Source organism: Streptomyces sp. NPDC058685 (assembly GCF_042714725.1).
Lineage (GTDB): Bacteria > Actinomycetota > Actinomycetes > Streptomycetales > Streptomycetaceae > Streptomyces.
This window is the reverse complement of the sequence record NZ_JBHXSL010000100.1, coordinates 1-10,657: the sequence shown is the minus strand read 5'-3', so window position 1 is coordinate 10,657 and position 10,657 is coordinate 1. Positions and strand designations below refer to the sequence as shown.

Below are 10,657 nucleotides of genomic sequence, written 5' to 3'. Positions count from 1 at the left end.
GCCATCGCGAACGAGCTGCGATGGCCCTGCGGTGCGTCACGGCGGTGCTTGTCAGAGGCTGCCGGCGGTGATGTTGCCGTAGGTGGTCGTTGCGTGGATGGCGAGTTCGGCGGCGGCGCCGTCGGTGTTCTTCAGCGCGTTGTGGATGCGGCCGTAGGTGGTGCCCGCGTCCAGGGAGGCCGAGACGCCGTGGGCCGCGCCGATCGACAACTCGCCCGACTCGGTGCGCAGGACGACCGTGCCGCGCAGGGCCTCGGTGACGCGGATGTCGCCCTTCTGGATGCTGAGCTCCGCGGGGCCGCCCAGGCGGCCGATCTCGATGTCGCCGGCCTGGAGGGTGAGGCGGGCGCTCGCGGTCTCATCGAGCTTGACCGAAGCCTGCGCGCCTTCGAAGGCGACGTCGCCGAGCCGTCCGACACCCCGGAGCTCGGCGTCGGCCGCTTTCGCCTCGACGCGGGAGCCGGTGGGCAGTTGGACCGTCACCTCGACGGATCCGGAGCTGCCGAGGACCCGGTTCTGCGGTGCGGCGGCCTCGATCCGCAGAACGCCGTCGCTGTAAGCGACGGTGGTCTGCTCGGCCGCCTTCACGTCGCGGCTCTTCGAAGCGTCCGCGGGCAGGATCTCGACCGTGGTGTCGGCCCGGTCGGCGGCGATGAACCGGATACGGCCCGCGGGAATGTCGACGACGGCCGAGACGGGGGCGGGGGTGTCGAAGTTCTGCATGGTGGTCTCCTTGGACTCGCTGTTTCCGATGAGGGAAACGCTACGTTGCGTTCAGTGGTCTGGCAATGCATTCGTTGCGTATGGCGTGTATCAATGCAGGTCAGAGGATAGAAATCATTGCAACGACGTGAAAGCTAATGCAACATAAGCACGCCCCTTTGTTGCAATGGGTGAAGGTGAACGCTATGCTGCGAGCACCACGGACGATGAAGGAGGCCGCGATGCCGGGCGGCAGGCTCACCCAGCAGGAACGCCAGCAGATCGCGCTGGGACTGGCCGACGGTCTCGCCTACGCGGAGATCGCCAGGCGCCTCGACCGGCCGACCTCGACGATCACGCGCGAGGTGATGCGCAACGGCGGCCCCACCACCTACCGCGCCGACCTCGCCCACCGTGCCACCGAACATCGCACCCAGCGCCGCCGGCAGACCGTACCCGCGGATCCGAAGACGGCCCCGCAGGCCCATGGACGTGATGCCGAGGTGGTGCTGGCGTACGAGGAGATGTTCACGACCGTGCTCATGCAGTCGGGCCTGCCCAAGATGATGGCGCGGGTACTGGTCTGCCTCTACACCACCGACGCGGGCAGCCTCACCGCCTCCGAACTCGTCCAGCGCCTCCAGGTCAGCGCGGCATCCGTCTCCAAGGCGATCGCCTACCTCGACACCCAGGGACTCGTCCGACGCGAACGCGACGAACGCCGCCGCGAGCGTTATGTCGTCGACGACGACGTCTGGTACCAGTCCATGATGGCCAGCGCCCGTGCCAACGCCCATCTCGTCGACACCGCACGACAGGGCGTCACGATCCTCGGCCCCGGCACCCCGGCCGGCGCCCGCCTCGAAAACATCGCCCGCTTCGTCGACTTCGTCTCCGAAAGCATCACCCGTGCCGCGGAGCAGGCCCGAGAGGTCCTGTACACGAAACCCGCGACGACCCCGGACGAGGAGCCCGGCCGCTCTGACGGCTAGTCGGTTCGCCGACGGGCGGAAAATCCGTACCCTGACCGGCCCGGTACGGCGATCATGGGGCGGGACACCGACACGCAGCCCGGAAGGAATCGCTCGCCATGCCCGTGCCTGCCGACCCGACGGTCCTCCATCCGATGCCCGAGCAGCCGCGGGTGGTGCTGCTCAAGCCGCTGGTGAAGTCCCCATTGATCGAGGTCGGGGAGTACTCCTACTACGACGACCCGGACGACCCGACAGCCTTCGAGACGCGCAATGTGCTGTATCACTACGGGCCGGAGAAGCTGATCATCGGCAAGTTCTGCGCGCTGGGCACCGGAGTGCGGTTCATCATGAACGGCGCCAACCACAGGATGGACGGCCCCTCGACGTTTCCCTTCCCCACCATGGGCGGCTCCTGGGCCGAGCACTTCGACCTGCTCACCGGTCTGCCGAACCGGGGGGACACCGTAGTCGGCAACGACGTCTGGTTCGGCAACAGCACGATGGTGATGCCCGGCGTACGGATCGGACACGGCGCGATCATCGCGTCAGGCGCCGTCGTCACCGGCGACGTGCCCGATTACGGCATCGTCGGCGGCAACCCTGCCCGCCTCATCCGCACCCGCTACGACGACCGGGACATCGCCCGGCTGTTGGCGGTGGCCTGGTGGGACTGGCCCGCGGAGCACATCACCGAGCATGTGCGGACGATCATGTCGGGCAGCATTGCCGATCTCGAAGCTGCCGCCCCGGAGGCCCTGCACGGCTGACGCGTTCCGGAAGCGGGTGCGGCGGCCTGCTTCCTCACACGCGCCGTCGTCGCGCCACGGCCTTCGGCCGACCAGCCCGTTCATCACGACCTCAACAACATGCCGCTCGACGACCCGACCGGCACCGTCGTACCGGGCTCCGACGCCCGCAACATCAGCGCCGTCCTGATCAACGGCGAGCCCCGCAACGGAAACGGCCAGGTCCTCGGCGTGGACCTGCCGCACTGCGCAAGGGGGTGCGTGCCTCCCGCAGATATGTTGGACACATCGGCTGCCTGACGAAGTCTCAGGAGTCCGCCGGCCACGCCATCAGCCGGCCACGCGACAACAGCGTCCCACGGCCTCGGCGCGCAGACTCGACCTGTCCGCACCTGGCACCAGGGCGCCGGGAGCCGATGCCCGGACCGGCTCGCAGGCTACTGCCGCTTCCACCATGCTGCGCGCCGTTCGAAGAGATGCCCCCTCCGGCCGGGAGACCCGCCAACCGGGCCAGGCTTTCGAGCCGGTCCGGCATGGCGGCAGGCCGACGGCGCGGTCGGCCGAGATGCTGATGGCCGAACCAGGCAGGAGAGACCGTGGACGAACCCAGCCTTCCAGGAGCCCGAAGCGCAGAATCCAGCCGCGCGGGCCGTGACGTTTCCGCTCAGCCGGGGGTCATCGGTATTGCACTCGGTGCCGTGCTGACGGCAATGCTGGGGCAAGGTTCGTGGCAGTGGTTCGCGGCCTACATTGGGGTGACGCTTCTCGCGGTGCTCTTCTCCCTGTATCGGCTGCCGACGTTGACGCCTGGTCTCCGCTTGGCATATGTGGGGAATCTGACGGTGTATTCGCTGGTCGTCGGCCTGTGCGTGGCGATCACCCTGGCCCCGATGCTGCAGCGCTGGGCGTGGCTGTTCCCGATGCCTGGTACGCGTGCCAGGTGCCCCTCGCTGGGCACCTACGAGCGCATGCGCGCGAAGGCTACGGTGTCGGACCTGGCCGGCCGAGACAGTGCCGCCTTGTCCCACGCACAGGAGGTACAGAGTCACGCCGCGGTTGCTGACTGCCTGTCCGCCACCACGACGCTGTGGTTGCCGGTCTACGCGATCGGAGTGGCTGTGCTGGTGGGCCTGGGAGCGTGGATCACTGATCGGGTCCGGCGGCGGAACTGAGGCTGTCGCGAGCATGCAGGTGGTAATCGGGTGGCGGACTCCTCCGCTGCGTACCTAGCGTCGGTGGCATGGAATACGAGTTCGTGGATCCAGCGACGATCACGCGGGAGATGGCCGTGCAGATTCGTGAGTGGCGAGTCGACGAGGATTTCACCTGGCGTTCCGTGGCCCAGGCCGCGACCGATCTGTGGGGTTCCGAATACGGCAGCAACCAGATTTACGGCAGGGACCTCTGCGTGGCCGCGGCGGGGGTTCTGGGTGAAGACCCCGACCGGGACCCATGGAACTGACGCCTGCTACGAGAACGGACGCCTTCCAGGCCCTGACTGCCGGGAGATGTCCGCCAGAGGGTCGGACGAAGTCCGGGCACCGCCCGACAACCCCTGCGAGCGGGCTGCCCCACGTCCTGGTTCTCGTGCCCTCTCAAGCGGTCCGCCTCCTCGGTGGTGTCGATCAGCTGAGCCGTGGTCAAGGGGACGGCGGCCGTGAACACGTGACCTACGTGGCTGCAGAGCCGCGCCGGGCAAGGAGCCGTGGCCCGGGCACCCGGATCGCACGTGCGATGACCCGCCATCGATCCCCGCCGGCAGCCGTCCGGCCGCCGGCGGGGATCGGTTCGCGGCAGGCGACATGCACCACCGACCCCCTGTCACTCTCACGCACCTCCGGAGTGGCGCCGCCGCGCATGCTGACCCTTCCTGTGTGAAGAGGTCCGTCCCGGTGGCGGACGACCACGGCTGCGGAGAGGGAGCGAGCGCCGCCCATGGAGAAACAACATCAGGCGCTGCGTACTCCCCGCGCCGCGGGCGTGGTCGGCGTCATCTTCGCTCTGTTGCTCGGCACCGCCATCGTTCTGGTGCGTCTGACGCTGCCCGAGGACCTGAACGACGTGAACAAGGCCTGGGTCTCCGACGCCTCGCGGCGGAACACGGTGGAGACGGCCCTCGGCCTCATCCCCTTCGCGGGCATCTTCTTTCTGTGGTTCATGGGCACCGTCCGGGCACGTATCGGCGACGCCGAGGACAAGTTCGTCTCCACCGTGTTCCTGGGCAGCGGTCTGCTGTTCGTCGCGACCCTCTTCGGCGCGGCTGCGGCAGCGGGAGGCCTGCTGGCGGCGGCGAGTGCGCCCGGGGCCGCATCCGGCCCGCAACTGCAGTCCTTCGGTCTGGACTTCACCTACGGACTGCTGACGACCTACTCGATGCGCATGGCGGCGGTGTTCACCCTGGCGACCTCCTCCATCGGGCACCAGCTCGGCGTCCTTCCCCGATGGCTGTCCGTCCTGGGTTATCTCGTCGCCCTGACGCTGCTCTTCGTGACGGACAGCATTGCCTGGTCGGAGCTGGTGTTCCCGCTGTGGGCGCTGATCGTCAGCCTGCACATCCTCGTGGCCAGTCTGCGTCGCCGGCCCGCCGCGCCGGCCTCCTCGCCATGACGCCGATCCCCGCGATCGGGGGGCCCATGACGCTTCTGGCCCTCTGTGCTCGCGACAACCGGACAACAGCCGCAAGCTGGGCACGGAACCACGGGAAAGGCGCATTTTGATGAGGCTTGTCGTCGATCTGAACCGCTGCCAGGGATACGCGCAGTGCGCGTTCCTCGCACCCGACGTCTTCACCATGCACGGCGATGAGGGACTGCTGTACAACCCGCAGGCCGACGCCGAGCAGAAGGAGCACGTCGCGCGTGCCGTGGCCGCGTGCCCCGTCCAGGCCATCCTCGTCGAGGGCCTGGACGAACCCGCTGCCCGTGCTCCCCGCGAGGAGGCGACCCATGGACGGTGAGCACCAGCTGGAATGGTTGAGACGCGAGGGACGGATCGTGATCGTCGGCGCGTCGCTGGCCGGTCTGAGGGCCGCGGAGACGCTGCGGGAGGAGGGCTTCGCCGGCTCCCTCACCCTCATCGGCGACGAGCCCTACGAGCCGTACGACCGGCCGCCGCTGTCCAAGCAGGTCCTCCTGGGGAAGGCGACCGCCGACCGCACGGCGCTTCCCCGGCGACGGGACCCGCAGGCGCAGTGGCGTCTCGGGGTCGCGGCCACGGGACTCGACATGGCGGCCAGGCGGGTGCGGCTCGCGGACGGCGACGAGGTGCCGTACGACCGGTTGCTGATCGCGACCGGTGTGCGCGCCCGTCCATGGCCGGTCGAGGGCGAGGCGGAGCTCGACGGGGTGTTCGTCCTGCGCACCTGCGACGACGCCGCCAAGCTGGAGAGCCGGCTCTCCCAGGGGCCACGCAGGGTGCTCGTGATCGGGGCGGGATTCACCGGCTCGGAAATCGCCTCCGCATGCCGCGAGCGCGACATCCCGGTCACCGTCGCGGAACGCGCCGCCGCGCCCCTGGTCGGTGCCCTCGGCGGTGTGATCGGCGATGTGGCCGCGCAACTGCAGCGTGAGAACGGCGTGGACCTGCGCACGGGCGTCATGGTCACCGCGCTGGAGAGTGACACCGCGGGCCGCGTGCGTGCCGCGCATCTGTCCGACGGCAGCGAGATCGAGGCGGACATCGTCGTCGTCTCGCTCGGCGCCACCCGGAACACCGAATGGCTGGCGGGATCAGGCCTGGGCGCGGGCCCTCGTGGCATCGCGTGCGACGCCGGATGCCGAGCCTTCGACATCCGGGGCATCGTGACCGACGACGTCTTCGTCGCCGGCGATGTGGCGCGGTCCCCGCATCCGCTGTTCGGGTACCAGTTCCTGTCCCTGGAGCACTGGGGCAACGCCGTCTCGCAGGCCGAAACAGCCGCCCACAACATGATCAGCGCCGCCGCGGACCGCCGCCCGCACATGTGGGTGCCGGCCTTCTGGTCGTCCCAGTTCGGCGTGAACATCAAGTCGGTGGGGGTGCCGTCCATGGGCGAGGAGATCCTCATCAGCCAGGGAGCGCTGGCGGAACGCAAGTTCACGGGCGTGTACGGATACCAGGGCCGCGTGATCGGTGCCGTCACCTTCGACAACTCGCGATGGCTGCCGTTCTACCAGCAGCTGATCGAGACGACCGCGCCGTTCCCGCCGCCGTTCGCGACCCTGGACAGGCGGTCCGACGGGCAGCGTCCCCTCCCGGCGGACTTCCCGGACCCCTCCGTGCCCACCCACACGCCGACCGTCACCCTCAGCGGCTACTCGCCCGCCGACCGGCGGATGGTCTTCACCCCCGGCCGATGATGACGACCGCATCAGGCCGACGACGGCACGCCGTGCGACGAACTCCTGCCGTACGACGAGCACCCGCCGTACGGCTGCTGCCGGTCACCCGGCGACTGTCGACCGTGCGGCCACGGCGAGCCGTACGACGACTGCCGGCTTCGCGACGACCGCCCACCGTCCCGCGGCAGCCCCGGTACGGGTCCGTCCGGGAGCCGGACCACTCCACCGTCCGAACCGTCTCCGGCAACGCCTCCCCGGCCGGCGCCCACGCCCACAAGGACCCGCGATGACGTCACTCCTGCACCAGATCACCGACTACGCCAACCGCGCGAACCCCTACCCCCTCTACGCGGAGCTCCGAAGGACACCGGTGATCCACGACGAGGACGGCCCGTACGTCGTCAGCACCTACCACGACATCCTGGGCCTGCTGCACGATCCACGGATCAGCTCCGAGGCCCGTAATCTCTCCGCGCCGGTGGCCGAGGACCTCGAGCAGCCCGAGGAGACGAGTCTGCCGCCCAGCTTCCTGCGGCTCGACCCTCCGGAGCACGACCGGTTGCGTGGCATGACCAACCGCCCCTTCGGGCCGCCGCACAGCCCGCGGCGCGTCGAGGACATGCGCCCGGAACTCGGTGAGATCGTCTCCGGTCTGATCGACGGTCTCGCGAACGGGGGTCGCGTCGATCTGGTCGAGCAGTTCTCGTACCCCTTCCCCGTCACGGTGATCTGCCGACTGCTCGGCGTGCCGCGCGAGGACGAGTCACGCTTCCACTCCTGGGCCGACACGCTCGCCGCCAGCCTCGATCCGGCGCCGAGTGAGGACCGCACCGAGCAGGCCCGTGTCGCGGAGGAGGCCAAGACCCAACTGGGCATGTATCTGGCCGGGTTGATCGAGGAGCGGCGCAAGTCGCCGCGCGACGACATGCTGTCGGCGCTGGTCACCAATGTGGGACCGGGCGGACCCATGTCGACGATGGAGGTGCTCAGCACCGCGGCCCTGCTGCTGATCGCAGGCCATGAGACGACGGTCAACCTGATCACCAACGGGATGCTCACGCTGCTGCGCCACCCCGATGTCCTTCAGCGTCTGCGGGACGAGCCGCGCATGGCCGTGCCGATCGTGGAGGAACTGCTGCGCTACGAACCGCCGGTGCAGTTGCTGCCGCAGCGCACACCGATCACCGACATCGAGGTACGCGGTGTCACCATCCCCAAGGGCGCGTCGCTGTGGCTGGTCCTGGCGTCGGGCAACCGTGATCCCCAACGCTTCGAGAATCCCGACCGTTTCGACCCGGACCGCAAGGACATCGAACACCTGGGCCTCGGCAGCGGTATCCACGGCTGCTTCGGCGCTCCGCTGGCCCGCCTCGAGGCGCAGGTCGCCCTGGCCGAGCTCGCCCGCAGACTGGACAACCCCCGCCTGGTGGAAGACCCTCCGCCCTACCGGCGCAACGCCGTTCTGCGCGGACCCCGCCATCTCCACATCGAGATCGACGGCTTGCGGCCGTAGGGGTCGGTCACGGGATCGCGGTCCGGTCACGGGGATCGGGGTCAACAGCGCGTCGCAACAGGCGCCGTTGGCCCCATTGACTTGCTGAGTCTCGTTACGCAACTATGCCTCCACGTCGCGGACGAGGAGGCTGGACCATCGTGGAATGGACAGGCGCGCGCTACGCCGACAAGCCGACGGTCGAGGTACGGGCCTGGGTCGGCGCTCCACCGGGCCGGGTGTGGGACCTGGTCGCGGACGTGACCCTCATGCCGGCCATGAGCGATGAGCTCCAGTCGGTGGAGTGGTTGGACGGAGCCACTCGGCCGGCCCTCGGAGCGAGCTTCGTCGGCCGCAACAAGCACGCTTCGTTCGGGGAGTGGGAAACCACCTCGCAGGTGATCGAGTACGACCAAGGGCGCGTCTTCGCCTGGGCCGTGGGGGACACGAAGAGTCCCAGCGCGGTCTGGCGCTTCCGGCTGGAGCCCAAGGACGGCGGGACCGAACTGTCGCAGTGGATGCAGATGGGCCCCGGCCGCTCCGGACTGTCTTTCGCCATCGACGCGATGCCCGACAAGGAGCAGAAGATCGTTTTCGTGCGCCTGAGAGAGTTCGAGCGCAACATGACCGTCGTCCTCGCGCACATCAAGAAGCTGGCGGAGGCGTGATGCGCACCGCGACCACGATCGAGGCAGCCGGCGGGACGGCCTGGTCCGATCAGACGGATTTCGTCGTCGAGGCCGAGAAACTCGGACTCGACGTCTGCTGGGTGGCCGAGGCATGGGGCTCCGACGCCCCCTCCGCACTGGGCTTCTACGCGGCACGCACCGACCGGATGCTGCTCGGCTCCGCCGTGATGCAGGTCGGCACGCGGACGCCGGTCGCCCTCGCGCAGACGGCCGTCACCCTGTCCAACCTCTCCGGCGGACGGTTCCTGCTGGGCCTCGGGCCCTCCGGTCCCCAGGTGATGGAAGGCCTGCACGGAGTACCGTTCGCCCGCCCCCTGGCGCGTGTCCGCGAGACCGTGGAGATCGTGCGGCAGGTGATCGACGGCGGCAAGGTCTCCTACTCCGGCGGCGAGTTCCAGATCCCGCTGCCGGGCGGAGAGGCAGTCCCCATGCGCCTCTCCCAGCGCGCCCAGCACCCCATTCCCATCCATCTTGCCGCCCTGTCACCCGCCATGCTCACGTTGACCGGGCGCATCGCTGACGGATGGCTCGGCACCAGCTTCGTCCCCGAAGGCGCGGGCGATGCCTACTTCGCCCCGCTGGACGAAGGGCTGGCGCTCAGCGGGCGCAGCCGAGCGGAGTTCGACGTCTGCCAGGGCGCCGAAGTGGCGTTCGCTCCCGACGAGGAGGCGCTCGGTGCCATGGTCGCCGAGCGCAAGAAGGAACTGGCCTTCAGCCTCGGCGGGATGGGCTCGGCGTCGACCAACTTCTACAACCATGCATACAGCCGTCAGGGCTGGGCGGACGTGGCCGCGGAGGTCCGGGAACGCTGGCAGGCGGGTGATCGCGACGGCGCGGCCGGCCTGGTCACCGACGAGATGGTGCTGGCGACGACACTGATCGGCACGGAGGACATGGTGCGACGACGACTGCGTGTGTGGCGGGACTCGGGTGTGAACACGGTCCGTCTCTACCCGGCCGGCGAGAGCCTGGATGCCCGGCTGGCGACACTGGGCAGAGCGATCGAGCTGGTTCACGAGGTCGGCGACGAGTGAGCGCGCGCAAGTCCTTCGCGAACTGGCCCTGCTCGATCGCCCGCACCGTGGACCTTCTCGGCGACGCATGGACGTCCCTGCTGCTGCGCGAGGCGTTCTACGGAAGCCGTCGCTTCGACGAGTTCCAGCAGGAACTGGGGATCGCCCGCAACACACTCGCCGACCGCCTGCGCCGACTGGTGGACGAGGGGCTGATGGAGAGACGGCTCTACGAGAGCGAGCCTCCTCGTCATGAGTACGTGTTGACCGAGAAGGGGCGCGACTTCTTTCCGGTCCTCGCCGCGATGGCGCGGTGGGGCGACCAGTGGCTCGCGGGCGAGGAGGGTGCTCCCGTCACCCTCCACCACGACACGTGCGGCCACGACGCCCACCCCGAGGTGGTGTGCTCCGCGTGCGGCGACCCGATGCGGTCCGAGGACACCTCCGCGCGGATGGGCCCCGGATACCCGGAGAAGCTCAGGGAACGGCCCGACGTCCGGCGGCGCTTCGCGCGCTCGTAGGCGGGTGCGCCCGGAAGAGAAGGGGGGCGGGGCCCCGCCCCCCGGGCCCGGGGCCCGCGCCCCCCCCCCCCCCACAAAAACCCCCCCCCCCCCCCACGCGGGCCCCCCCCCAAACCCCCCCCCCGCCCCGGCGGCGGCCCGCCCGGGGCGCGGCCCCCCCCCCCCCCCAACCACCCGCACGTCTCGTCGCACGGCACACCC

The 10,657-nt window shown here is 69.5% G+C and carries 13 protein-coding genes; 12 read left to right on the top strand and 1 reads right to left on the bottom strand.

The genetic code is table 11. The features are described from left to right. Positions 1-51: 51 nt before the first annotated feature. Positions 52-723, bottom strand: coding sequence for a DUF4097 family beta strand repeat-containing protein (locus tag ACFWU3_RS36025; RefSeq protein WP_384445780.1), 672 nt, complete (start codon positions 721-723; stop codon positions 52-54). Positions 724-944: 221 nt separating this feature from the next. Here ACFWU3_RS36025 and ACFWU3_RS36020 point away from each other — a divergent pair, with 221 nt between their 5' ends. From ACFWU3_RS36020 to ACFWU3_RS35965, 12 genes are all read left to right on the top strand, one after another. Next, a complete protein-coding gene (locus ACFWU3_RS36020; protein ID WP_384445782.1) occupies positions 945-1,694 on the top strand; it encodes a helix-turn-helix domain-containing protein in 750 nt (249 codons plus the stop codon). 98 nt (positions 1,695-1,792) lie between these two features. Next, positions 1,793-2,443 carry a CatB-related O-acetyltransferase gene (locus ACFWU3_RS36015; protein WP_384445778.1) on the top strand — a complete coding sequence of 217 codons (651 nt, stop codon included), beginning with the start codon at positions 1,793-1,795 and terminating at the stop codon, positions 2,441-2,443. A 99-nt stretch (positions 2,444-2,542) separates the two neighbouring features. Next, positions 2,543-2,722, top strand: coding sequence for a hypothetical protein (locus ACFWU3_RS36010; RefSeq protein ID WP_384445776.1), 180 nt, complete (start codon positions 2,543-2,545; stop codon positions 2,720-2,722). Between the two features lie 296 nt (positions 2,723-3,018). Next, the gene (locus ACFWU3_RS36005) at positions 3,019-3,594 is read left to right on the top strand and encodes a hypothetical protein (RefSeq protein WP_384445774.1); all 576 of its coding nucleotides are present in this window, start codon (positions 3,019-3,021) and stop codon (positions 3,592-3,594) included. 68 nt (positions 3,595-3,662) lie between these two features. After that, on the top strand, positions 3,663-3,884 hold the full coding sequence (locus ACFWU3_RS36000; RefSeq protein WP_384445772.1) for a hypothetical protein: 222 nt from the start codon (positions 3,663-3,665) through the stop codon (positions 3,882-3,884). A gap of 473 nt (positions 3,885-4,357) precedes the next feature. Next, positions 4,358-5,029: a hypothetical protein gene (locus ACFWU3_RS35995; protein WP_384445770.1), complete on the top strand. Its 672-nt coding sequence runs from the start codon at positions 4,358-4,360 to the stop codon at positions 5,027-5,029. 109 nt (positions 5,030-5,138) lie between these two features. Next, positions 5,139-5,378, top strand: a complete 240-nt coding sequence (locus ACFWU3_RS35990) for a ferredoxin (protein WP_384445768.1) — start codon at positions 5,139-5,141, stop codon at positions 5,376-5,378. Continuing rightward, entirely contained in the window at positions 5,368-6,759 is a 1,392-nt protein-coding gene (locus ACFWU3_RS35985; RefSeq protein WP_384445766.1) for an NAD(P)/FAD-dependent oxidoreductase, read from the top strand. Before ACFWU3_RS35990 ends, ACFWU3_RS35985 begins: the two co-directional genes overlap by 11 nt. 268 nt (positions 6,760-7,027) lie before the next feature. Beyond that, on the top strand, positions 7,028-8,254 hold the full coding sequence (locus ACFWU3_RS35980; protein WP_384445765.1) for a cytochrome P450: 1,227 nt from the start codon (positions 7,028-7,030) through the stop codon (positions 8,252-8,254). 140 nt (positions 8,255-8,394) lie between these two features. After that, the gene (locus ACFWU3_RS35975; RefSeq protein WP_384445763.1) at positions 8,395-8,901 is read left to right on the top strand and encodes an SRPBCC family protein; all 507 of its coding nucleotides are present in this window, start codon (positions 8,395-8,397) and stop codon (positions 8,899-8,901) included. Further along, on the top strand, positions 8,901-9,956 hold the full coding sequence (locus ACFWU3_RS35970) for an LLM class flavin-dependent oxidoreductase (protein ID WP_384445762.1): 1,056 nt from the start codon (positions 8,901-8,903) through the stop codon (positions 9,954-9,956). The genes ACFWU3_RS35975 and ACFWU3_RS35970 overlap by 1 nt, the downstream gene beginning before the upstream one ends. Continuing rightward, complete coding sequence (locus tag ACFWU3_RS35965) at positions 9,953-10,456, top strand: winged helix-turn-helix transcriptional regulator (RefSeq protein ID WP_384445760.1); 504 nt, start codon at positions 9,953-9,955, stop codon at positions 10,454-10,456. Before ACFWU3_RS35970 ends, ACFWU3_RS35965 begins: the two co-directional genes overlap by 4 nt. The last annotated feature ends 201 nt before the right edge of the window (positions 10,457-10,657 follow it).

What these genes read in the sequence shown, in the direction of transcription:
- ACFWU3_RS35985 (WP_384445766.1), top strand. Translation starts at nt 5,368, where the DNA reads ATGGACGGTGAGCACCAGCTGGAATGGTTGAGACGCGAGGGACGGATC.
- ACFWU3_RS36020 (WP_384445782.1), top strand. Translation starts at nt 945, where the DNA reads ATGCCGGGCGGCAGGCTCACCCAGCAGGAACGCCAGCAGATCGCGCTG.
- ACFWU3_RS35980 (WP_384445765.1), top strand. Translation starts at nt 7,028, where the DNA reads ATGACGTCACTCCTGCACCAGATCACCGACTACGCCAACCGCGCGAAC.
- ACFWU3_RS35990 (WP_384445768.1), top strand. Translation starts at nt 5,139, where the DNA reads ATGAGGCTTGTCGTCGATCTGAACCGCTGCCAGGGATACGCGCAGTGC.
- ACFWU3_RS36010 (WP_384445776.1), top strand. Translation starts at nt 2,543, where the DNA reads ATGCCGCTCGACGACCCGACCGGCACCGTCGTACCGGGCTCCGACGCC.
- ACFWU3_RS35970 (WP_384445762.1), top strand. Translation starts at nt 8,901, where the DNA reads ATGCGCACCGCGACCACGATCGAGGCAGCCGGCGGGACGGCCTGGTCC.
- ACFWU3_RS36015 (WP_384445778.1), top strand. Translation starts at nt 1,793, where the DNA reads ATGCCCGTGCCTGCCGACCCGACGGTCCTCCATCCGATGCCCGAGCAG.
- ACFWU3_RS36000 (WP_384445772.1), top strand. Translation starts at nt 3,663, where the DNA reads ATGGAATACGAGTTCGTGGATCCAGCGACGATCACGCGGGAGATGGCC.
- ACFWU3_RS36025 (WP_384445780.1), bottom strand. Translation starts at nt 723, where the DNA reads ATGCAGAACTTCGACACCCCCGCCCCCGTCTCGGCCGTCGTCGACATT.
- ACFWU3_RS35995 (WP_384445770.1), top strand. Translation starts at nt 4,358, where the DNA reads ATGGAGAAACAACATCAGGCGCTGCGTACTCCCCGCGCCGCGGGCGTG.